Here is a 20,590-nt window from a genome sequence, read left to right as displayed (position 1 = left end):
GAGAGACAGCCCAGCAGGACTCCGGCCGCCGTCCAGTGGACGGCGGCCGGAACGCTGCCCGGCGCGGCCCCGGCGCGGGCGAGGGCCCGGGCCAGCACCCGGGGAAAACCCGGGGCGACGCCGACGGCGAGGGCCCCGGCCAGCAGCACCGCGGGGACGGCGGTCATCGTGTCCGGGATCCGGCCGAGCCGGCCCTCGGTCTCCGGCTCCTCCCCGGACCCGGTGGTCTCGTACGCGTCGCCCCGGGGCGGCCTGGCCCCGAGGCCGAGGAAGACCCGTGCCGTGACCCGCAGTACGGCACCCGCCGTGACCGCCGACACGACGACGTAGAGCACGGTCAGCGGGCCGCCCACCGCCTCCTCGGCGACCGACTTGCCGAGCGCGGTGCCGAACGGCGGCAGCCCCGCGAGCGCCAGGCCGCCGAGCCCGAACAGCACGCCCACCGTGCGCAGTTCACGGGCCCGGCCGTGCAGCGCGCGTTCGTCGACGGTGCCGTACCGGTCGAGGAGGACGCCCGCGCAGGCGAACAGGGCGGCCTTCACCCCGGCATGCCCGAGGAGGTACAGGGCGACGCCGGCGTCGCCCTCCGGGGTGAGAACGCCCAGGCCGACGAGGAACAGTCCGGTGTGCGCGATCGTGGAGAAGGCGAGCAGCCGCTTGATGTGCCGCTGGTGCCAGCACATGAACGCGCCGAGCACGGCCGTGCCCACCCCGAGGACGACCAGGGCCCGCTCCAGGTCCGTCGCCGGGATGCCGCCGGGTCCGGCGAACACCGTGCCGTACACCCGCCACACGCCGTAGGCGCCGAGCTCGACCATGACCCCGGACAGCAGCATGCAGACCGGGGTGGGCGCGACCGCGTGGGCGTCGGGGAGCCAGAAGTGGAAGGGGGCGGCGGCCGCCTTCACGAGCAGCGCGGTGAGGACCAGCACGAAGGCGGCGAGGACGAGGGCGTCGGGGCGGCCGTGCGCGTCCAGACCCCGGCCGATCCTCGTCATGGCCAGTTCGCCGGTGCGCGCGTACAGCAGGCCGATGCCCAGCAGCATGCCGTACGCGCCGAGCGAGTTGACCACACCGAAGGTGAGCGCGCCCTGCACGGCCTTCGCCTCGTCGATGCGGTAGCCGGTCAGCGCGTAGGCGACGACGCTCATCAGCTCGAAGAACACGAAGGCGTTGAACAGGTCGCCCGCGATCGCGAACCCGCACATCCCGGCCTGGAAGACCAGCATCAGCGCCGGGTAGGACCCCGCGTGCCGGCGCGGTGGCTCGGCGAAGTAGCGCCAGGAGTACGCCAGGGCGGCCAGCGTCAGCAGGGAGACCAGGGCGGCCATGCCGAGGGCCGGTCCGTCGCCGGTCAGCACGATTCCGACGCTCTCCGCGCCGACCGGCCGCCAGCCGCCCGCCCACTCGGTCATCGGCGCAGCGGAGTTCAGCAGCAGGACCAGGGCGAGGGCGCAGGTGGCCGCGGAGACCGCGCAGGCCAGGCTCTCGGCGACGAGCCGGGGCAGCCGGCGGCCGGCGGCCACCAGCAGGGTGGCGCCGAGCAGCGGGACGGCCACGAGCAGCGGCAGCAGGTGGTGCATCAGCCGCGCAGCTCCGTCAGTTCGTCGGGGTCGACCGTGCCGTGCCTTTTGGCGATCTGCAGGACCAGCGCCAGCAGCAGTGCGGTCACGGTCGCGCCGACCACCACGTCGGTCAGGGCGAGGGCCTGCACGACCGGGTCGACCAGCGGCCGGGTACCCGGCCTGAGGTCGGAGAAGACGGGTGCGGTGCCGTTGTCGCGGTAGCCGACCGCGAGCAGCAGAACGTACGTCGACGCCTGGCACACGGCGAGGCAGCCGACGGCATGGATCAGGTTCCGGCTGGTGACCAGGCCGTAACAGCCCGTCAGGAAGATCCAGGCGGCGACCAGATAGGGGAAGACGCTCATCACAGCGGGTTCAACTCCCGTTCTCCTGCTCGATCTCGACGGCCTGGTCGAGGAAGCCGGCGAGCAGGACGACGACCGCGCTCGCCACCTCCATGCCGATGGCCGCGTTCAGCAGGGGGACCAGTCCGCCGGAGGACAGCGTGTTGAACGTGCCGTACGGCAGCAGGGTGTTGGCGAGGAAGGCGGTGCCGGCCAGCACCCCGGCGAGGCCCAGGACCAGGTAGGAGCAGGCGGCGAGGGAGTCGGTGACCTCGAAGACGCCGGTCGGGCGGACCCGTTCCAGGGCGCGGTAGTCGGCGCCGAGGTACAGCAGGTGCAGGGCGGTCGCGGCCACGACCCCGCCCTGGAAGCCGCCGCCCGGGCTGAGCTGGCCGTGCGCGATCACGTACAGACCGGTGACCAGGGCGACGGGCAGGACCAGGAGGGCGTACCGGCGTACCGGCAGCGCCACTTCGGCGGGGCGCGGGTCGGCCCGGTGCTCGTCCCTGGCCTGGCGGAGCAGGACCGCACAGCCGAGGACGGCGGCGAACAGGATGCTCATCTCGCCGAGGGTGTCGTAGGCACGCTGGTCGAAGTTGACGGAGGAGACGACGTTGGCGGTGTGCCGGGCCAGGGAGGCGCGCACCGCGCGTTCGCCGTACGGGTGGCTGCGCCTGCCGAAGGCGGGCACGTCCAGGCACGCGGCGACCAGGAGCGCGGCGAGTCCCGCCCCGCCGACGCCGAGGAGGCAGAGTCTCAGGCGCCGGCTCACCTGTCGCCCTCCTTTCCGCGCCGTCGCACCTTGCGGACCGACAGCATGATCAGCAGCGGGGTGAGCGCCGAGCCGACGGCGAGCTGCGACAGGCCGACGTCGGGGGCCTGGAGCACGGTGAAGACGACGCCGAGCAGCAGCCCGAGCACGGCGAGGACCAGCGCCTGGCGGGCCGGGTCGCGGGTCGCCACGGCCGCGGTCGCGGAGGCCGCGGTCAGCAGCAGCGCGACGACGATCACCGCGTCAGCCACCGCGCACCCCCCGGAAACCACCCGACAGCGCCCTGGAGGCGACCACGTTCCCGCTGATCAGCAGGGCTCCGATCACCAGGAGTTTCACCATCGCCCGGCTCGGCCCGGTCACCGCGCACAGCACGAGCACGACGGCCGCGCCGACCCCGGCCGCCGTCCAGGTCAGCCCCCAGGCGGCGGGCCGGTCGTCGTTCAGGTCGTCGGCGAGCAGCCGGGCGAAGACGAGGGTGCCGACCGGGCCCAGCAGGGCCAGCAGCAATGCCAGATCGACGTAGGAGGTACGGCCGTAGCCCTGGGCAAGGAGCAGCAGGCAGGGGCAGATCACCGTGGTGGAGAGGTTCTGGGCGATCACGCGCCGGCTCAGCGGGCCGGTGGCCACGCCCCACAGCGCCGCGCCCCCGCCTGCGGCCAGGAGCACGGTGGCCGCGAGGATCCAGCCGTTCACCGCCAGGTCACCGCCCTTCGCCCCGCGCGGGCCAGCAGGGCGCCGGCGGCCGCCGCGCTCGCGCCGACGATCCGTTCCAGGGTGTCGACGGTGCTGATGAAGACCAGCCAGAGCAGGGCCAGTCCGGCCCACCAGGCCAGCAGTTCGGCCGCGGCGGCGAGCGCCGTCCGCCTGGTCATACGCCGCCTCCTCAGCCCACCGCCCGGCGAGATGTCCGTTTCGCCGCTTCTGGTATCCAAGCACCGCGTCCCGCGACCGGCGCTGCGGCACGCTGGAACGCACCCGGAGTGCCCAGGGAGCGCGGACGGAAACCAGCGGTGGGCTTCCAACGCCGTCGAGGCGGCGGCATCTCCGCACGCTTCGGGGGTAACAGCCTTGACACGCCGGAAAGTTGACGAGTGGAGGACCGGATGGCCAGCGCCGCCTCGCGCCTGCGCACCACCAAGGGCGACCCGAACGAGGAGACGAGGAAGGACGGGGGTCCCGGCGGGAGCGCCGGGCTGTTCGCCAGGGCCGCACGCATGGTCCGGGGCCGCGGCACCACATCCGGGGCCCCCACGAAGAAGGGCGGCTCCGGCAGGAAGCCCGCCCCCGGCGAGGCCGCCAAAGCCCCCGCCAAGGCCTCCGCCAAAGCTCCCGCCAAGGCCGGCGTTGCCGAGCGCCGCCCGCTGCCCCTCCCGTTGCGGCTGCTGGCCATGATGTGCGCGTTCGTCGCGATGGTGGCGTTCGCCGTCGTCCTGGCCAAGCTGACGCTCGACCCCTCCCCCGCGTCGGTGTCGATCGCCCACACCAACCTGCACCCCGGCGCCACCCTCAGGATCTATCTGGACCAGCCCGCGTTCCGTGACGCCGTGAAGCAGATCGGCGGGAACATCCTGCTCGGCGTCCCGTTCGGGATCCTCGTCCCGGTCCTGGCGCCCCGCGCCCGGGGCGTCCTGCGGGTGCTGCTGCTCACCGCGATCGTGATGCTGCTGGTGGAGCTGGCACAGGGCGCGCTGGTCACCGGCCGGGCGTTCGACGTGGACGACGTCATCCTCAACACCACGGGGGCGCTGGTCGGCTGGGTGCTGCTGGGCCGGCGGCTCGGCCGGGCGGTGCACGCCCGCAAGCGGAAAGCGTGACCCGGCGGGACGGCCTCGGGGCGGGCCGTCCCGCCCTCCGGACACCGGTCCGTACCAAGGTATTGACGCACCACTTATCTCACTTCTTAAATCAAGAGGCGACGCCTTCACCCCCCACTCCGGCCGGCTGCCTCCCCGCGCCCGGCCGCCGTACGGAAGGAAGAGCCGTGTCCTCCCCACGATTGCTCCGCAGATGTCTGTTCGCCGCGCTCTCCGCGGCACTGGTCGCGACGGCCGCCGTCGGACCCGCGCGGGCCGCGTCCGCGTCCGCCGACGCGAGCGCGGCCGCCGTGACCTTCTCCGACACCTTCGACGGGGCGGCCGGGTCACCGGTCGACTCCTCGAAGTGGACGATGGAGACCGGCGACAACGTCAACAACCACGAACGGGAGTACTACACCTCGGGCACCGACAACGCCGCCCTCGACGGCCAGGGGCACCTGGTCATCACGGCCAGGAAGGAGAACCCCGCCAACTACCAGTGCTGGTACGGCACCTGCCAGTACACCTCGGCCCGGCTGAACACCTCCGGCAAGTTCAACGCCCAGTACGGGCATGTCGAGGCCCGCATGAAGATCCCGCGCGGGCAGGGCATGTGGCCGGCCTTCTGGATGCTCGGCACTCCGGTCAACTGGCCCGACTCGGGCGAGATCGACGTGATGGAGAACGTCGGCTTCGAGCCGTCGACCGTGCACGGCACCATCCACGGCCCCGGCTACTCCGGCGCCAACGGGATAGGCGCCGCCTACTCGCTGCCGAACGGGCAGGCCTTCGCGGACGCCTTCCACACGTTCGCGGTCGACTGGTCGCCCAACTCGATCAAGTGGTCGGTCGACGGCACCGTCTACGAGACCCGCACGCCCGCCGACGTGGGCGGCAACACCTGGGTGTTCAACAAGCCGTTCTTCCTGATCCTGAACCTGGCGGTGGGCGGCTACTGGCCGGGCGACCCGGACAGCTCGACGTCCTTCCCGGCGCAGCTGGTCGTGGACTCGGTGTCGGTGACGACCACTGACAGTGCGACCGGGGTCGCGATCAAGGGCCTGGCCGGCAAGTGCGTGGACGTGGCCGGGGCGAACTCCGCCAACGGCACGCCCGTGCAGCTCTACGACTGCAACGGCACCGCCGCCCAGCAGTGGACGGTCGGCAGCGACGGCACCGTCCGCGCGCTGGGCAAGTGCCTGGACGTCACCAGCGGCGGCACCGCGGACGGCACGACGGTCCAGCTCTACGACTGCAACGGCACCGCCGCCCAGCAGTGGGCCCTGTCCTCGGCGAACGACATCGTGAACCCGCAGGCGAACAAGTGCCTGGACGTCACCGGCAACAACTCGGCCAACGGCACCCGGCTGCAGATCTGGACCTGCACGGGCGGCGCCAACCAGAAGTGGACGGTCGGCTGAGAGCAGCGCGCCGCTAGCGGCGCGACGGGCGGGGCATCCAGGTGAACTTGTCCCCGCCCACCCAGCAGACCACGTCCGGGTCGTCAAGGTCGTGGACCTTGATGCCGTAGGACGCGGCGACCTCCAGCACGTCCGTGATGGTGTGCGCCTGGCAGACCATCTCACCGTCGATCTCCACGATCCGGAAGGGCGGGGTGCCGGGCCTGTCGGTCATGACGCCGAGCACCCGGATCCGCGGCCGGGAGATGTGCGGGCTCGCTATCTCGGTCATGTAATCGAGGGTAGATCTCCCCGGGCGGAAGTGACCGGCCTGAGTCACCCTGACGGGTGGAGGTGGCCATGGACCCCGTCGAGGCGCTGGAACGCATCGCCTTCCTGCTGGAACGGTCGCTGGCGCCCACGTACCGGGTCCGCGCCTTCCGCACCGCCGCCCGGGTCCTGGCGGCCCTGCCCGCCGACGAGGTGGCCGCGCGGGCACAGGCCGGGACCCTGGAGTCGCTGCGGGGCGTGGGCCCGAAGACGGCCCAGGTGGTCCACGAGTCGCTGGCCGGAGATTTGCCCCGATATTTGCGCAGACTTGAGGAAGAGACGGAAGAGACCGCCGGATCCGGCACCGGCCCCGGGTCCGGGCTGCGCGGGCTGCTGCGCGGGGACTGCCATCTGCACTCGGACTGGTCCGACGGCGGCAGCCCGATCGAGGAGATGGGCCGCACCGCGGCCGCACTCGGCCACGAGTGGGCGGTGCTCACCGACCACTCCCCCAGGCTCACCGTGGCGCGCGGGCTGTCCCCGGAGCGGCTGCGCGAGCAGCTGGACGCGGTGGCGCGCCTGAACGCCTCCTGGGCGCCGTTCCGGCTGCTCACCGGTATCGAGTGCGACATCCTGGAGGACGGCTCGCTGGACCAGGAGCCGGAGCTGCTGGAGCGGCTCGACGTGGTCGTCGTCTCGGTCCACTCCAAGCTGCGCATGGACGCCCGCGCGATGACCCGGCGCATGGTGTCCGCCGTCCGCGATCCGCACGCCGACGTCCTCGGCCACTGCACGGGCCGTCTGGTCACCGGGCGGGGCCGGCCGGAGTCCGAGTTCGACGCGGACGAGGTGTTCGCCGCCTGTGCCGAGTCCGGTACGGCCGTGGAGATCAACAGCCGCCCGGAGCGGCTCGACCCGCCCCGCCGGCTGCTGCGCCGGGCCGTGGACGCCGGGGTGCTCTTCTCCGTCGACACCGACGCCCACGCCCCCGGCCAGCTGGACTGGCAGATCCTCGGCTGCGCCCGGGCCGAGGAGTGCGCGGTGCCCGCCGGCCGGGTGGTCACCACCTGGTCCGCCGGGGAGCTGCTGGCCTGGACCCGGAACGGACGGATCCCGGCGCGCGTGACCGGCGCCTGACGCGGTACCCGGTCACCCGGAACGGTACGACAGGAAGGGGCGCCGAGCGATGGACCGGGCGGCCGTGTTCGACGTCGACGGGACCCTCGTCGACACCAACCACCTGCACGTCACGACCTGGTGGGAGGCCTTCCGGCAGGCCGGTCACCAGGTCACCATGCACGCCGTGCACCACTCCGTCGGGCTCGGCTCCGACGACCTGATCGCCCATCTGCTGGGCGAGGACCGCGACCGGAGCCAGGACGACGAGCTGAGCGCCGCGCACACCGCGCTGTACGGGCAGTTCTTCGACCGGCTCGCGCCGCTGCCGGGCGCCGGCGAGCTGCTGCGGCGCCTGCACCGGGACGGCTGGCGGGTGGTGCTGGCCACCTCGGCGAGCGGCCCCGAGCTGGCCGCGCTGCGCCGCGCGATCGACGCCGACGACGCCATCGCCGCCACCGCGAGCGCCGACGACGTGACGCGGGGCAAACCGGCGCCGGAACCGGTGGAGCACGCCCTGGAACTGGCCGGGGTGCCCGCGGACCGGGCCGTGTTCGTCGGTGACACGGTGTGGGACATGCGGGCGGGCACCAAGGCCGGGGTGCGCTGCGTGGGGGTGCTGTGCGGCGGGATCCCGCGCTCGGACCTGGTGGCGGCCGGCGCCGAGGAGATCTACGCCGACCCCGCCGACCTGCTCGACCCGCTGGCGGACAGCCCCTTCGCTCCCGGGTGACACGCATCACCTACCGGGGCGGAACAGCCAGAGGTGATGGCCCGTTGAACCAGCCGTGGGTGCGGATGGGACAGTGTCCCCGGGCCTCACCTTTTGCCCACAGGGACGATCGTCCGGCTGAAGCCCTGTGGAGCCTTTCGCCGAGAGGCGACCGCCATCCGTGCCCACCACCTGGCTGCCCCGGCCGCGAATCCCCCGTCGCGACCGGGGCTTTCCCCTGTCCGGGGCCGTTCGGGACGGCCGCGGCGGCGGTCGGGATGCCCGCTTGACTTCGAGAGCACTCCAATTCGTAGCGTTCAAGCCATGACCACTACGACACCTCAGCACAAGATCGGTTCCGGTTTCGGCGCGGACAGCACGGCCGACGACGTCGTGGCCGGCCTCGACCTCCACGGCCGGCTCGCGATCGTCACCGGCGGCTACTCCGGGATCGGGCTGGAGACCACCAGGGCCCTCACCGAGGCCGGCGCCCGCGTCGTCGTCCCCGCGCGGCGCGCCGAGACCGCCCGCGAGGCGCTGGCCGGCCTGGACGGGGTCGAGGTGGACGAGCTGGACCTCGGCGACCTGGAGAGCGTGCGCGGCTTCGCGGAGCGGTTCCTGGCCTCCGGCCGGACCGTCGACTTCATGATCGACAGCGCGGGAATCATGGCGTGCCCCGAGACCCGGGTCGGGCCCGGTTGGGAGGCCCAGTTCGCCACCAACCACCTCGGGCACTTCGCCCTGGTCAACCGGCTCTGGCCGGCCGTCGAGCCCGGCGGCGCCCGCGTCGTGTCGGTCTCCTCGCGCGCCCACCACTTCTCCGGGATCCGCTGGGACGACGTCCAGTGGCGCCGCGGCTACGACAAGTGGCAGGCGTACGGCCAGGCCAAGACGGCGAACGTGCTGTTCGCCGTGCACCTGGACCGGCTCGGCCAGGACTCGGGCGTGCGGGCCTTCGCCCTGCATCCCGGCGGCATCATGACCCCGCTTCAGCGGCACATCCCCCGCGAGGAGAAGATCGAGCGCGGCTGGATGGACGAGCAGGGCAACATGCTGGAGGTCGCGGGCCTGAAGACGCCCGAGCAGGGTGCGGCCACCCAGACCTGGGCGGCCACCTCCGCGCAGCTGGCGGGCCTGGGCGGGGTGTACCTGGAGGACTGCGACATCGCCGAGCCCGCCGTGGAGGGCGAGCCGACCGGCGTGAAGTCGTGGGCGGTCGACCCGGAGCAGGCCGCCCGGCTGTGGGACCTGTCGGCGGAGCTGACCGGGGTGAACGCGTTCGCCTGAGGCACCCGGTGTGCCGGCCCCGCGCCCGGGTACCCGGGGCGGAACCGCCGGCGAGAGGAGCCGAAGGTGAACAGCTCAGCCTCCCGCAAGGTCGTGGTCACGGGAGCCACCGGAAACATCGGCACGAGTGTGCTGCGCGCGCTGGCCGAGGACCCGGAGGTCGCATCGATCCGGGGACTGGCCCGGCGGCCACCGGACGGGACACCGCCGAAGACGCGGTGGTCGCAGGCCGACATCGGCTCCGAGCAGGCGCCGCTGGCCGACCTGTTCGCGGGCGCCGACGCGGTGGTCCATCTCGCCTGGGCGTTCCAGCCGACGCGTGATCCGGCGCGGACCTGGAGCACCAACGTACTCGGCGGCATCCGGGTGTTCGAGGCGGTGGCGGCGGCCGGGGTGCCGGTGCTGGTGCACGCCTCGTCCGTCGGCGCGTACGCGCCGGGTCCCAAGGACCGGGCGGTGGACGAGTCCTGGCCGACGCACGGCTGGCCGGACGCGGCCTACTGCCGGGAGAAGGCGTACCTGGAGCGGGCGCTGGACGTCTTCGAGCGCGACCACCCGGAGGTGCGGGTGGTGCGGATGCGTCCGGCCTTCCTGTTCAAGCGGGAGTCGGCGAGCGAGCAGCGGCGGATCTTCGGCGGCCGGCTGCTGCCCGGCCCGCTCGCCCGGCCCGAGCTGCTGCACTTCCTGCCGGACGTGCCGGGTCTGCGGGTGCAGGCGCTGCACACCGACGACGCCGCCGAGGCCTTCCGGCTGGCCCTGGGCACCGAGGTGCGGGGCGCCTTCAACCTGGCCGCCGATCCGCCGCTGGACGCGGACGTGCTGGGCGAGCTGTTCGGCGCGCGCCCGGTCCGGCTGCCGCGTACGGCGGCCCGGTCGGCGATCGCCGCCGCCTGGGGCCTGCATCTGCTGCCGGCCTCCCCACACCTCTTCGACGCGGTGCTGCGACTGCCCCTGATGGACTGTGCCCGGGCCCACGAGGAACTGGGCTGGCGGCCGAGCCGTACCTCGACCGAGGTGCTCCAGGAGTTCCTGGCGGGTATGCGCGAGGGCGCCGGGGCGCCGACGGAGCCGATGCACGGCCGCAAGGCCGGCTGAGCCGCCCCGGTCACCCGGCCCCGGCGCGACTCGCGCCGCTCAGGACTCAGGTCAGGACTCAGGCCGAGGGCTCGTCGGGCACCGGGTTCTCGGGGTGCGCCGACGCCGAGCGCGGAGCGCCCCGGAGGCCCGTCCCGGCCTCGTCGGTGTCGGGGAGGCCGCCGTCGTAGCGGCGGTCCTCCTGCGCCCGCCGGCTGTCCGCCGCCTCCCACGGGTCCTGGCCGGAGCCGGCCTGCTGGTCCGGCAGGTCCCGGGGAACCGGCTTGCCGTCCTGTTTGTCGCCCACGGTGTACTCCCCTCGCCTGGTTCTGAGGCCTCGTTCCGGGCGCCCGGCGAGTACCTCGGCGGCACCGGGCGAAACGCGGGGTCAGCGTGGGCTGCGCTCCTCCAGGGCCGCGCGCCAGGCGGGGAGCCGGTCCTCGGTCGCCGGTTCCGCGCGGCGGCCGCCGCGGCTGAAGAAGTCGGCGAGGGGCAGGATCGCGGCCCCGACGGTGACCGCGTCCGGGCCGAGCCGGCCGAGGTCGATGGTGACCCGCTCGGCCGGGTGGCGCAGCGCGTACATGGTCGCGTACCGGCGTACGGCGGGCAGGAAGCGGGCGCCGAGCTGGAGTCCGGCCCAGCCGCCGATCAGGATCCGCTCGGGCTGGAAGAGGTTGATCAGGTCGGAGAGGCCGGCGCCCAGGTACTCGGCGGTCTCCTCCAGGACGGCGAGCGCCACCGGGTCGGGCTCGGTGCCCTCGGGCGGGTAGGCGGCGGCGAGCATCGCGGTGAGCGCGGACTCCTCGTCGAGGCCCTCTGCCGGCCGGCCGCCCTCCTCACGCCAGCGGGCGAGCAGCGACTCGGCACCGGCGTAGGCCTCCAGGCAGCCGAGCGCGCCGCAGCGGCAGCGGCGGCCGCGCACCCGTACGGTCAGGTGTCCCCATTCGACGGCGCGGCCGCGCTCCACCTCGGCGGTGACCAGGCAGGCGCCGACGCCGGAGCCGAACAGCACCACGACCGCGTTGTCCGCGCCGCGCCCGGCGCCGAACCACATCTCGGCCTGGCCCAGGGTCTTGGCGCCGTTGTCGATGAAGTACCGCACGGATTCCGGAAGCCGGCAGCCGGTGCGCAGCAGTTCCTCCAGCGGGACGGCGTCCCAGCCGATGGTCTGGCCGTGCACGACGGCGCCCCGGTCCTCGGTGTGCTCGATGATGCCGGGGACACCGACGCCGACGCCGAGCAGCAGTTCGGGTGAGGCGCCCTCGGTGGCGAGGACCTCGTCGATGCCGTCCCGGATGTGGCCGACGATCACGTCGACGTCGTAGCCCTGCTGGGTCAAGGGGCGCTCGACGCGGGCCAGTTCGGTGAGGGTGAGGTCGAACAGCTCGACCCGGACCCGGGTCTCGCCGACGTCCACGCCGATCATGTGCCCGCTGTGCGGGGCGACGCGCAGCAGGGTGCGGGGGCGGCCGCCGTCGGAGTCGACGCTGCCGGCCTCCTCGACCAGGCCGTCGGCGACCAGGTCGGCGACCACGTTGCTCACCGAGCCGGAGCTCAGGCCCGTGGCCGGGCCCAGCTCGAAGCGGCTGAGTGGGCCGTCGAAATAGAGCCGTTGCAGCACGGCCGTGCGGTTGGCCCTCCTGAGGTCGCGTACCGTGCGCCCGTTCCGCCCCGCCATGTGGCTCCCTTCACGAACCCTGCCCGACCTGCAACATACTCCTTCGGGAGGGCGGAAGCGATATTTCCCCAACCCTTAGTTCACGCTGTGAGCTAAGGAGGGGGTGACCGCGGATCGTGCCCTGGGGTACTGGTCGTCCACGGGCTGCGGGTCCGCTCTGGTTGCTCGCGCCCGCACGGCGCTGCCCCATCTCAGTAGAGCCCCGTGCTCCTGACGGGGCGCCGCAGGGCGACGGCGTCGCCCAGCTCGACGCCGTGTCCATCCTCCACAAAACGGCCGTCCGCCACCAGGGAGTTCAGCCGTTCTGCGGGATTTCCCCCGGGCGTGCGGCCCCGGAACGTCGTGCGGAACGCCTCTCGTACGGCCGTGCCGTCGCCTGTCACCTGCGCCGCCCGCCGGCCCGCCGCGACGCGACGGGCCGCACCGGACGGTCCCCCGTGCCTACGCCATTGGCGTGCTCAAGCCGGGTCTGCGGCCGCCCGCCCCGGCCGGGCAGGCGGTGCCCGCACCCTCGGGAGCGCCGAAGCGGGCCAGGGTGTGCCAGACCATCTTGAGGTCCTGGATCTCGTACCGGCCGGTGCGGGCCGCGGCACCGATGACCCGGGGGTCGACGACGCCCTTCTCCGCGATCGAAGCGCCCAGTTCGGCGTAGTCCGGGCCCCGGTAGCCGGCATGCCGGCGCAGGTCGGGCACGGTGAGCCGGTAGCCGGGATGCCATTCGACCGGGAACGGCAGCCGGCCGGCGGCCACCGCGACGGGCGTGCCCCGGTAGCAGGCGTCCAGCACCAGGGCCTCGACGTCCCGGTCGAGCCGTACCCCGCCGTGCACCTGGGTCTCGATGTAGTCGTCGAGGGCGTCCCGCTCGTCGGCCTCGGCCAGGGCGAGCAGATGCGTGCCGGCGGCAACCCCGAAGTCCGTCGGCTCGGCCGCGCTGTCGGGGTAGCAGAAGGTGGCGCGGTGCAGGACCGGTCCGGTCAGGCGCAGGTGCGAGGAGCCGAACCGGGGGGCCGCGCCGACCACTTGGCGGCGGAAGTCCAGCGCTCCGTACACCGGCCGCTCGGCGGGGTCGGCGTCGTCGTAGGTCCCGCCGAAGATCCGGCCCTCCCAGCGCCACCGGTCGCCGCCGGGGTGGGCGGTGAGACCGCCGTTGCCGGTGCCGGTGACGAACTGGGAGTGGTAGGCGCCGTCCCGGGCGAGCGCCTCCAGGATCGGCAGCCCGGCCGAGAGCCGGTCGGGTTGGAAGTTCACGGTGATGCGCAGGCCGGGGTCCAGAGGCGGCCCCGAGGACAGCGCGGCCACCTGGCGCAGCGCCGCCGCGCCCCGTGCCGTCCCCATGTCCGCGGGTTCCATCGGGTTCCCCCTGTGGCCGGTCCGGTGTGGGCCGACCCTAGCCGATCACGGTCGGCCCGGTCGCGGCCTTTTCTTCGCTTCGGCCGTCAGCTCGTCAGGGCGATGAAGACCCCGGCCACGGCTACGAGCAGCCCCCGGCCGGCCACCGGGCGCAGGGCCGCTGCCAGGTTCAACGTCCCAACCCTTCCGCCCCGCCCGGCCGTTCAGCACCTCGGGTGCAGAAGACGCGTTTGACCGGCGTTCAGTTTCCGCGGCGGGGGCTGGTCAAGCAGCCACTGGCACGCGGGTGATCTGCGGAAAACGTGTTCGATGTGACAGGCGAGGGGGAACAGGCCAAGGGATGCAACACGTACGGAAGTGGGCCGAGGGGCTGTCGCGAATGCTGCGGCGGCATCGGGACCCGGTGGTCGTCCAGACGCTGCGGTCGGCCACCGCGGCCACGATCGCCTACGTCGTCGCGCTCCACCTGAGCCCGGAACCGGCTCCGCTCACCGCTCCGCTGACCGCGCTGCTGGTCGTCCAGGTGACCCTGTACGCCACCCTGACCAACGGTTTCCGCCGGGTCAACGCGGTGGTGGCGGGGGTGCTGGTCGCCATCGCCTTCAGCCAGCTGGTGGGGCTGACCTGGTGGAGCCTGGCCCTGCTGATCGTGGCCTCACTGGCGGTGGGGCATCTGGTGCGCGTCGACGAGTACATCCCCGAGGTGGCGATCAGCGCCATGCTGGTGCTCGGGGTCACCACCATCAGCAGCACCGCGTGGGCGCGGATCGTGGAGACCCTGATCGGCGCGGTCGTCGGCATGGGCTGCAACCTCCTGCTCCCGCCCCCGGTGTGGGTGGACGAGGCCGGCGAGTCCGTCGAGGGCCTGGCCCGCCGGCTGCGGCAGCTGATGCTGCGGATGGGCGAGGAAGCGGCGCAGATCATGCCCTGGCAGCAGGCCGCCGCGCGGCTGCACGAGGCCCGCCGCCTGGACCACGCCATCGTCGAGGTGGACGCGGCGCTGCGGCGGGCGGAGGACAGCCTGCGGCTGAATCCGCGGGTCAGGGACGGCCTGCTGCACCGGGTGGTGCTGCGCACCGGCCTGGACACGCTGGAGATCTGCACGGTCGTGCTGCGCGTGCTGGCCCGGACCTTCACCGACCTGGCCAAGGCCCGCGAACCCGAACCGCTGTTCGCATCGGATGCGGGTGCCGCCGTGGAGCAGCTGCTGTCCGAGATCGCCGACGCCGTGGTGAGCTTCGCGGTCCTGGTGACCACCAGCATCAGCGAGAGCGCGGAGTCGGCCGAGGCGCGGCTCGCCGCCGAGCTGCACACCGCGAGCGGCACCCGCGACAAGCTCGCCGAACTGCTCCAGCGGGAGATCCACCGCGACGACCGGAACTGGCAGCTGCTCGGCGCGGTCCTGACCGAGGTCAACCGGCTCCTCGACGAGCTGGACACCGAGCACCGCACCCGCCGCCTGCTGGAGGAGCTGGACCGGGTCTCCGGCGAGCAGCGCGCGGGACGGCCGTGGCCGACCGGGCTGCGGGAGCGGGTGGGCGTGCCGGAGCGGCTGCGGCGGAACCAGGGCGGCGGTCCGGGGCGTTCTCTGTCCCGGACAGAGAAGGGGGCACGCCGATGACGGACACGGCGGTACGGATCGACGGGAACACGCTGCGGCTGCCGGGCGGGGTGGCGGTGCGTTTCGTGCGCACGCTGCGGCTGCCGGAGAAGGGCACGCATCCGCTGCCGCCGGGGCTCGGCGAGTTCCCGGTCCAGCGGGTGAGCGACTACCCGGACACGGTTCCGGCCGAGTGGCGGGCGCGGGGCGGGGTGATGCTGCCGGTGTACCTGCGCGAGGCGATGTGGCTGAGTTTCGCGGGCACGGCGGAACCGGCCGCGCTGCAGGTCGGCGTCGGCAAGGTGTGCGCGGTCTCCGGCGAGCCGTGGCGCGACCGGCTGTCCCGGACACCTCAGAACTACCTGGTCCTGCCCCGGCAGCCGTGGCTGGACGGTATCAACTCCGGAAAGGGCACGGTCCGCCAGTTCGTGGCGGTGCCGCTCGGGCTGGGCGCCACCGTGGAGGGGCAGGTCACCGGCGAGGAGGTGTGGGGCGGAGTGCAGCTCCAGGCCTTCTCGCTCCAGGACGGCCCGCTCGCCGAGTGGCGGCGGCAGGAGCGGCTGCGGCGGGAGCGCACCCGCGGGCTCGGTCCGGCCGGCGGCCGGGGTGCGGCCCTGCCGATGATGTCCGCGCTCCCCGCCCCCGCCCCCGGTGCGGCCCCGGCGGCGAGGCCGGCCGGGATGGGCCTCGGCGTCGGCGGCTCGATGCGCCAGGAGGTGTACGAGGACGACCGGCCGTTGCGGGACTGGACCCGGACTCCGGCCGGACGCGTCTTCGTGCACCTGCTCACGCCCCCGCAGTGGCATCGCGTCACCGGCGAGGCGCCCCCGCCGTCGCCGGTGGACCGGGCGGCCTACACCCGCGCGGGACTGCCCTGGTACGACTACTTCGACCAGGACGCCCGGGACCTCGCCGCCGCGGACACCCTGGAGGCGGTCAAGCCCGTCGGCGACTGGCTCGGCGACGACCGGGAGCCCTGGCAGCAGCCGTCCCCGGAGCAGGTGGTCCCCCTGAAGGACGCGCCGGGCGAGCCGGTGTCGGACGGCGACTGGTAACCGCCGTTGCGTCACACGCAACGAGTGTTGCCTTTCTTGCGCCGACCCCGCGGTCCGCGTCAGGGTGTGTCGGGTCCGGGGTGACTCACGACCTGAGGTGCGTGGCATGGGCAGTGGTACGGAAGGGACGCGCGGCGGCTGGAACAGGCGCCGGTTCGTCGGCGCGCTGGCGGGCGCGGCGGCCGTGGCCGCGGTCCCGGCGCCGGCGGCCCCGCCCGCAAGACGGCCGGACCGTGCGGCGCGCCCGGCGGCCAGGACCCGCGCGCGGACGTCCTCGGCTCCCCGCCCGCTCTACCTCGGCACGTACACCTCCGTGGACGGCGGCGGCGCCGGCATCGGCCTCGCCGAGTACGACCCGGTGACCGGCCGGATCACCGGCACCGGCACGCTGACGGGGGTCGCCGACCCGTCGTACCTGGCCGTCCACCCGAACGGCCGCACGCTGTACGCGGTGAACGAGCGGGCGGAGGGGAGCGTGACCGCCGTACGCCTGGCGGACCGGAAGATCCTGGGCAGCCGGAGCACGGGCGGGGCGGGCCCGTGTCACCTCTCGGTCCATCCCACCGGCCGCTGGCTGCTGAGCGCCGACTACACCTCGGGCAGCGTGGCCGTGCACCCGATCGACGCCACGGGCGCCCTCGGCGAGCGCACCGACCTGGTCACGCACTCCAGCCCGGCCCCCGGACCCGGCCAACAGGGGCCGCACGCCCACCAGTTCATCACCAGCCCGGACGGCGGCCACGTCCTCGCCGTGGACCTGGGCACCGACACGGTCTACAGCTACCGCCTCGATCCCGTGCGGGGCACGCTCACCGAGGCCGCCCAGGCGCACACGAAGCCGGGGGCGGGCCCGCGCCATCTCACGTTCCACCCGGGCGGCCGGTACGCCTACCTGGCCGACGAGGTGGGGAACACGGTCGCGGTCTGCGGCTACGAGCCGGCCGGCGGCCGGCTGACGATCGGCGAGCCGCAGGCCACCGGCGCCTCCGGCACCAACTACCCGGCCCAGTTCCTGGTCACCGCCGACGGCGCCTTCGCCTATCTGGCCAACCGGGGCGACAACACGCTCGCGCGGTACGCGATCGAGGCCGACGGGGCCCGGCTGCGGCTGCTGGACACGGTGCCGGTGCACGGGGACTTCCCCCGGCAGATCGCCTTCTCCCCCGACGGCCGGCTGCTGTTCGCGGCCAACCAGCGCTCCGGCACCGTCAGCGTCTTCACCGTCGATCCGCCGAGCGGTGAACTCCGGCTCACGGGCGAGCCGTTCGCGTCACCGGTCGCCGTCTGCGCGCTGCCGCTGTAGGGCCCGCGGGCAGGAGCAGGAGAAGAAGGGGTGCGGAACGGACCTGGCAGGCTCAGGAGATGACACCCAGCAGGGCCCGTGCGCACAGATCCCGTACCTGTTCCCGGGTCAGTTCCTCGGTGCGCAGCCACTCCAGGCAGACATGCGTGGTGAAGGCGAGCCAGCCGCGCACCGCGAGGCGGGTGTCCGGGCGCCGGTCGAGAGCCGGGCCGAACTCGGGGTCGGCGGCCAGCGCGGCGAGGACCTGACGCTCCTGGGCCGCCTGCGCCTGCCGGTAGACGCGGCGCACGGCATGGTCGCCGGACGCCTCGGCGCGATGGAACGCCCGGAAGCCGTGCGCGTGGGTGTGGACGTAGTCGAGATAGACGTCCAGGCTCGCAGTGAGCTGTTCACGGGCCGGCACACCGGGCACGGCCGCCGTCATCCGCAGCATCCGCTCGCCCTCCCGCTCCACGACCGCCGCGAAGAAATCGCGTTTGGTCGGAAAATAGTGGTACAGCAGGCCTCGGGAGACGCCGGCGATCTCGGCGACCTGCTCGATCCACACGTCGTCGTAGGGGCTCTCGGAGAAGAGCCTGGACCCGACCGAGAGGAGCTGCTCACGGCGTTCCGCGGTACTGAGCCTGCGGCGGGTGCGCTCACTCGGATTCGCGGCCATACCCGCACCTTACTTGACGCGGGTTCAACAACGGGACGAGACTGAGACCGCTTATTGAACCCATGTACAAATAGCTCACGTGCCGCAGCATCGAGGGAGAGCGCGTCATGGCGGAGACGGTCACGCGGACGGAGGCGCAGCTCCCGCTGCCCAAGGGGTTCCGGGGCGCCGAACAGGGCTGGCCCGAGCTGAGCCGCATCCCCCACCCGCCGCGCCGGCTGCCCCTGCTCGGCGACGTCCTGGGCGTCGACCGGCGCACGCCCCTGCAGGACTCGATGCGGATCGGCACCCGGCTGGGCCCGATCTTCAGGCGCAAGGCGTTCGGCAACGAGTTCGTCTTCGTGTGGGGCGCCGCACTGGCCGCCGACATGGCCGACGAGTCCCGGTTCGCCAAGCACGTGGGGCTCGGGGTCGCCAATCTGCGCCCGGTCGCCGGGGACGGCCTGTTCACCGCGTACAACCACGAGCCGAACTGGCAGCTGGCGCACGACGTCCTGGCACCCGGCTTCAGCCGCGAGGCCATGGAGGGGTACCACGGGATGATGCTCGCGGTGGCCGGGCGGCTCACCGACCACTGGGACCGCGAGCTGTCGGCCGGCCGCTGGGTGGACGTGCCCGGGGACATGACCAAGCTGACCCTGGAGACCATCGCCCGCACCGGGTTCGGCCACGACTTCGGCTCGTTCGAGCGGAACCGGCCGCACCCCTTCGTGACGGCGATGATCGGCACGCTCACCTACGCACAGCGCCTGAACAGCGTGCCGGGGCCGCTGGCCCCGCTGCTGCTGCGGCAGGCCGCCCGGCGCAACGCGGCCGACATCGCCCACCTCAACAGCACGGTCGACGCCCTGGTCGAGGAGCGGCGCGCGAGCGGCCGCGCGGACGGCGACCTGCTGGACCGGATGCTGGAGACGGCCCACCCGCGGACCGGGGAGCGGCTGTCCGCGCAGAACGTACGGCGGCAGGTGATCACCTTCCTGGTCGCCGGGCACGAGACCACCTCGGGGGCGCTCTCCTTCGCCCTGCACTACCTCGCCCTGCACCCCGGGATCGCGGCCCGCGCCGCCGCCGAGGTGGACCGCGTCTGGGGCGACACGCCCGCGCCGGGCTACGACCAGGTGGCGAAGCTGCGCTACGTACGCCGGGTCCTCGACGAGTCGCTGCGGCTGTGGCCGACGGCGCCCGCCTTCGCCCGCGAGGCCCTCCGGGACACCGTGCTAGGCGGGGAGCATCCGATGCGCCGGGGCGCCTGGGCGCTGGTCCTGACCCCGTTGCTGCACCGTGATCCCGAGGTGTGGGGGCCGGAACCCGAGCGCTTCGACCCGGACCGGTTCGAGGCGAAGGCCGCGCGGGGCCGGGCCCCGCACACCTTCAAGCCGTTCGGCACCGGGGCGCGGGCCTGTATCGGCCGGCAGTTCGCGCTGCACGAGGCGACCCTGGTCCTCGGCCTGCTGCTGCGCCGCTACACCCTGCGGGCCGACCCGGACTACCGGCTGCGGGTGACCGAGCGGCTCACCCTGATGCCGGACGGGCTGCGGCTGCGGCTGGAGCGCCGCACTCCCGCCCCGGCGCCGGTGTCCGTGCCCGAGGCACCCGCGTCAGAGGGCGGCGGCTGTCCAGTGCGCGGGGCGGGTGACTGACCCCGGCAGGCGCGTCCCCGCGTTGCCCCGGGCCGCGTCGAGCTGGGGCTGGGTCAGGAAGAAGGCGCCGGTGAGGTCCGCGTCGCCGAGACCGGCGTCCCGGAGGTCGGCGCCGATCAGGTCCGCGTCCCGCAGATCGGCCCCGGTGAGGTCTGCGGCGATGAGACAGGCGCCGCGCAGGCTCGCCCCGCGCAGGTCGGCGCCGCGGAGCCGGGCACCCATCAGGTCGGCGCCCCGCCGGTCCTTCTTCCTGCCGCGCACCCCTGCCCGGGCCAGCTCGCTGGTCCGCAGCAGCAGCACGTTCACCTCCTGCCGATGGGCGGCCACGTCCAACGCGGCCAGCTCTTCGGGCGTACCGAGGCTCAGTTCCTCGGTCCTCCGCAGCGCGGCGCGCAGACCGGCGTGGACGGGGCGGGCGGCGGCCAGGCCGATGGCCTCCGTCAGGTACCAGAGCAGTTCGTGCAGCTGCCGTACGACGGGGAAGGCGTCGAACATCCGGCGGGCGTCCTCCTCGGACCCGGTCCGCCAGTCCCGGCCGCCGAAGGTGACCTGCGAGACCTTCTGCCCGGCGCCGAGGCAGTCGTAGACCGTGCAGCCGGCGAAGCCGCGCTGCCGCAGCTCGGTGTGGATGCCGCAGCGGTGGTCGCCGCCGAGGTTGTGGCAGGGCTTTCCGGCGGGCTTGCTGACCGCGAAGGCCGCCGACGCGGCGAACGGCAGGGCGACACAGCACAACCCGAAGCAGCGGGCGCAGTCCCCGGTCAGCCCAGCACGTTCGGATATCTGTTCTGGCATCCGGCCAGCCTACTGACCGGTGAGGACCGCTTCCTGCGCGTTTCTCCGCCGTACCGTGTCCGCGCCCGGCGCCCGGCCGAACCGGCGCTGCTACTCGGTCCCCGGGAAGCCGGGCAGGATCGTGCAAGTCATCGGTACGATCGCCATAGTGTTCCCGCAGCTCAGCCTGGTTTGC

The 20,590-nt window shown here is 73.6% G+C and carries 23 protein-coding genes; 10 read left to right on the top strand and 13 right to left on the bottom strand.

Annotation, left to right across the window (positions count from 1 at the left end):
- The 6 genes from AB0P24_RS27210 to AB0P24_RS27185 form a co-directional block, all read right to left on the bottom strand.
- Positions 1-1,583, bottom strand: a 1,583-nt coding sequence (locus AB0P24_RS27210) for a complex I subunit 5 family protein (protein WP_365798375.1), incomplete at its 3' end; no start/stop codon positions are given.
- Positions 1,583-1,930, bottom strand: a complete 348-nt coding sequence (locus tag AB0P24_RS27205) for an NADH-quinone oxidoreductase subunit K (RefSeq protein ID WP_365798373.1) — start codon at positions 1,928-1,930, stop codon at positions 1,583-1,585. The genes AB0P24_RS27210 and AB0P24_RS27205, both read right to left, overlap by 1 nt.
- A gap of 10 nt (positions 1,931-1,940) precedes the next feature.
- Positions 1,941-2,681 carry a hydrogen gas-evolving membrane-bound hydrogenase subunit E gene (gene mbhE / locus AB0P24_RS27200; RefSeq protein WP_365798371.1) on the bottom strand — a complete coding sequence of 247 codons (741 nt, stop codon included), beginning with the start codon at positions 2,679-2,681 and terminating at the stop codon, positions 1,941-1,943.
- Entirely contained in the window at positions 2,678-2,932 is a 255-nt protein-coding gene (locus AB0P24_RS27195; RefSeq protein ID WP_365798369.1) for a hydrogenase subunit MbhD domain-containing protein, read from the bottom strand. Before AB0P24_RS27195 ends, mbhE begins: the two co-directional genes overlap by 4 nt.
- On the bottom strand, positions 2,925-3,377 hold the full coding sequence (locus AB0P24_RS27190) for a monovalent cation/H+ antiporter complex subunit F (protein WP_365798367.1): 453 nt from the start codon (positions 3,375-3,377) through the stop codon (positions 2,925-2,927). The genes AB0P24_RS27195 and AB0P24_RS27190 overlap by 8 nt, the downstream gene beginning before the upstream one ends.
- Complete coding sequence (locus tag AB0P24_RS27185; RefSeq protein WP_365798365.1) at positions 3,374-3,556, bottom strand: hypothetical protein; 183 nt, start codon at positions 3,554-3,556, stop codon at positions 3,374-3,376. The genes AB0P24_RS27190 and AB0P24_RS27185 overlap by 4 nt, the downstream gene beginning before the upstream one ends.
- Positions 3,557-4,045: 489 nt before the next feature.
- Between AB0P24_RS27185 and AB0P24_RS27180 the strand changes: the two genes are divergently transcribed.
- Positions 4,046-4,498 (top strand): VanZ family protein, encoded by a 453-nt coding sequence (locus tag AB0P24_RS27180; RefSeq protein WP_365798381.1) that lies wholly within the window; start codon positions 4,046-4,048, stop codon positions 4,496-4,498.
- A 167-nt stretch (positions 4,499-4,665) separates the two neighbouring features.
- Positions 4,666-5,901, top strand: coding sequence for a family 16 glycosylhydrolase (locus AB0P24_RS27175; protein WP_365798363.1), 1,236 nt, complete (start codon positions 4,666-4,668; stop codon positions 5,899-5,901).
- Between the two features lie 13 nt (positions 5,902-5,914).
- Here the strand turns inward: AB0P24_RS27175 and AB0P24_RS27170 are convergent, their stop codons facing one another.
- Entirely contained in the window at positions 5,915-6,172 is a 258-nt protein-coding gene (locus AB0P24_RS27170) for a hypothetical protein (protein WP_365798361.1), read from the bottom strand.
- Between the two features lie 68 nt (positions 6,173-6,240).
- Here AB0P24_RS27170 and AB0P24_RS27165 point away from each other — a divergent pair, with 68 nt between their 5' ends.
- The 4 genes from AB0P24_RS27165 (at position 6,241) to AB0P24_RS27150 (ending at position 10,360) form a co-directional block, all read left to right on the top strand.
- On the top strand, positions 6,241-7,287 hold the full coding sequence (locus AB0P24_RS27165; protein WP_365798359.1) for a PHP domain-containing protein: 1,047 nt from the start codon (positions 6,241-6,243) through the stop codon (positions 7,285-7,287).
- A gap of 49 nt (positions 7,288-7,336) precedes the next feature.
- Entirely contained in the window at positions 7,337-7,999 is a 663-nt protein-coding gene (locus AB0P24_RS27160) for an HAD family hydrolase (RefSeq protein ID WP_365798357.1), read from the top strand.
- 303 nt (positions 8,000-8,302) lie between these two features.
- Positions 8,303-9,265, top strand: a complete 963-nt coding sequence (locus AB0P24_RS27155) for an SDR family NAD(P)-dependent oxidoreductase (RefSeq protein WP_365798355.1) — start codon at positions 8,303-8,305, stop codon at positions 9,263-9,265.
- A gap of 66 nt (positions 9,266-9,331) precedes the next feature.
- Positions 9,332-10,360, top strand: a complete 1,029-nt coding sequence (locus AB0P24_RS27150) for an SDR family oxidoreductase (protein WP_365798353.1) — start codon at positions 9,332-9,334, stop codon at positions 10,358-10,360.
- Between the two features lie 58 nt (positions 10,361-10,418).
- On the opposite strand, the gene AB0P24_RS27145 is transcribed toward AB0P24_RS27150, so the two are convergent.
- The 4 genes from AB0P24_RS27145 to AB0P24_RS27130 form a co-directional block, all read right to left on the bottom strand.
- Complete coding sequence (locus tag AB0P24_RS27145; RefSeq protein WP_365798351.1) at positions 10,419-10,646, bottom strand: hypothetical protein; 228 nt, start codon at positions 10,644-10,646, stop codon at positions 10,419-10,421.
- An 81-nt stretch (positions 10,647-10,727) separates the two neighbouring features.
- A complete protein-coding gene (locus AB0P24_RS27140) occupies positions 10,728-12,017 on the bottom strand; it encodes an ROK family transcriptional regulator (protein WP_365798349.1) in 1,290 nt (429 codons plus the stop codon).
- 191 nt (positions 12,018-12,208) lie between these two features.
- The gene (locus tag AB0P24_RS27135) at positions 12,209-12,400 is read right to left on the bottom strand and encodes a hypothetical protein (protein ID WP_365798347.1); all 192 of its coding nucleotides are present in this window, start codon (positions 12,398-12,400) and stop codon (positions 12,209-12,211) included.
- A gap of 58 nt (positions 12,401-12,458) precedes the next feature.
- Positions 12,459-13,352, bottom strand: a complete 894-nt coding sequence (locus AB0P24_RS27130) for a DUF3626 domain-containing protein (protein WP_365798345.1) — start codon at positions 13,350-13,352, stop codon at positions 12,459-12,461.
- A gap of 355 nt (positions 13,353-13,707) precedes the next feature.
- On the opposite strand from AB0P24_RS27130, the gene AB0P24_RS27125 reads away from it, so the two are divergent.
- The 3 genes from AB0P24_RS27125 to AB0P24_RS27115 all read left to right on the top strand — a co-directional run bounded on the left by AB0P24_RS27125 (position 13,708) and on the right by AB0P24_RS27115 (position 17,325).
- Entirely contained in the window at positions 13,708-14,988 is a 1,281-nt protein-coding gene (locus AB0P24_RS27125; protein WP_365798343.1) for an FUSC family protein, read from the top strand.
- Positions 14,985-16,022: a hypothetical protein gene (locus tag AB0P24_RS27120; protein WP_365798341.1), complete on the top strand. Its 1,038-nt coding sequence runs from the start codon at positions 14,985-14,987 to the stop codon at positions 16,020-16,022. The genes AB0P24_RS27125 and AB0P24_RS27120 overlap by 4 nt, the downstream gene beginning before the upstream one ends.
- A 106-nt stretch (positions 16,023-16,128) precedes the next feature.
- Positions 16,129-17,325 (top strand): lactonase family protein, encoded by a 1,197-nt coding sequence (locus AB0P24_RS27115; protein WP_365798339.1) that lies wholly within the window; start codon positions 16,129-16,131, stop codon positions 17,323-17,325.
- A gap of 52 nt (positions 17,326-17,377) precedes the next feature.
- On the opposite strand, the gene AB0P24_RS27110 is transcribed toward AB0P24_RS27115, so the two are convergent.
- Positions 17,378-17,983: a TetR/AcrR family transcriptional regulator gene (locus AB0P24_RS27110; RefSeq protein ID WP_365798337.1), complete on the bottom strand. Its 606-nt coding sequence runs from the start codon at positions 17,981-17,983 to the stop codon at positions 17,378-17,380.
- 107 nt (positions 17,984-18,090) lie between these two features.
- Here AB0P24_RS27110 and AB0P24_RS27105 point away from each other — a divergent pair, with 107 nt between their 5' ends.
- Entirely contained in the window at positions 18,091-19,623 is a 1,533-nt protein-coding gene (locus tag AB0P24_RS27105; protein WP_365798335.1) for a cytochrome P450, read from the top strand.
- Here the strand turns inward: AB0P24_RS27105 and AB0P24_RS27100 are convergent.
- Entirely contained in the window at positions 19,582-20,415 is an 834-nt protein-coding gene (locus AB0P24_RS27100; RefSeq protein ID WP_365798333.1) for a pentapeptide repeat-containing protein, read from the bottom strand. The genes AB0P24_RS27105 and AB0P24_RS27100 overlap by 42 nt on opposite strands.
- Positions 20,416-20,590: the final 175 nt, after the last annotated feature.

Origin of the sequence: Streptomyces sp. NPDC086519, assembly GCF_040686075.1 — a bacterium.
GTDB lineage: Bacteria > Actinomycetota > Actinomycetes > Streptomycetales > Streptomycetaceae > Streptomyces > Streptomyces shenzhenensis.
The sequence above is the reverse complement of the archived record's forward strand: the minus strand, read 5'-3'. Positions and strand labels throughout refer to the sequence as shown.

Coding starts and splice junctions, on each gene's coding strand:
- AB0P24_RS27205 (WP_365798373.1), bottom strand. CDS start 1,930: ATGAGCGTCTTCCCCTATCTGGTCGCCGCCTGGATCTTCCTGACGGGC.
- AB0P24_RS27185 (WP_365798365.1), bottom strand. CDS start 3,556: ATGACCAGGCGGACGGCGCTCGCCGCCGCGGCCGAACTGCTGGCCTGG.
- AB0P24_RS27170 (WP_365798361.1), bottom strand. CDS start 6,172: ATGACCGAGATAGCGAGCCCGCACATCTCCCGGCCGCGGATCCGGGTG.
- AB0P24_RS27165 (WP_365798359.1), top strand. CDS start 6,241: ATGGACCCCGTCGAGGCGCTGGAACGCATCGCCTTCCTGCTGGAACGG.
- AB0P24_RS27160 (WP_365798357.1), top strand. CDS start 7,337: ATGGACCGGGCGGCCGTGTTCGACGTCGACGGGACCCTCGTCGACACC.
- AB0P24_RS27155 (WP_365798355.1), top strand. CDS start 8,303: ATGACCACTACGACACCTCAGCACAAGATCGGTTCCGGTTTCGGCGCG.
- AB0P24_RS27140 (WP_365798349.1), bottom strand. CDS start 12,017: ATGGCGGGGCGGAACGGGCGCACGGTACGCGACCTCAGGAGGGCCAAC.
- AB0P24_RS27130 (WP_365798345.1), bottom strand. CDS start 13,352: ATGGGGACGGCACGGGGCGCGGCGGCGCTGCGCCAGGTGGCCGCGCTG.
- AB0P24_RS27125 (WP_365798343.1), top strand. CDS start 13,708: ATGCAACACGTACGGAAGTGGGCCGAGGGGCTGTCGCGAATGCTGCGG.
- AB0P24_RS27120 (WP_365798341.1), top strand. CDS start 14,985: ATGACGGACACGGCGGTACGGATCGACGGGAACACGCTGCGGCTGCCG.
- AB0P24_RS27115 (WP_365798339.1), top strand. CDS start 16,129: ATGGGCAGTGGTACGGAAGGGACGCGCGGCGGCTGGAACAGGCGCCGG.
- AB0P24_RS27110 (WP_365798337.1), bottom strand. CDS start 17,983: ATGGCCGCGAATCCGAGTGAGCGCACCCGCCGCAGGCTCAGTACCGCG.
- AB0P24_RS27105 (WP_365798335.1), top strand. CDS start 18,091: ATGGCGGAGACGGTCACGCGGACGGAGGCGCAGCTCCCGCTGCCCAAG.
- AB0P24_RS27100 (WP_365798333.1), bottom strand. CDS start 20,415: ATGCCAGAACAGATATCCGAACGTGCTGGGCTGACCGGGGACTGCGCC.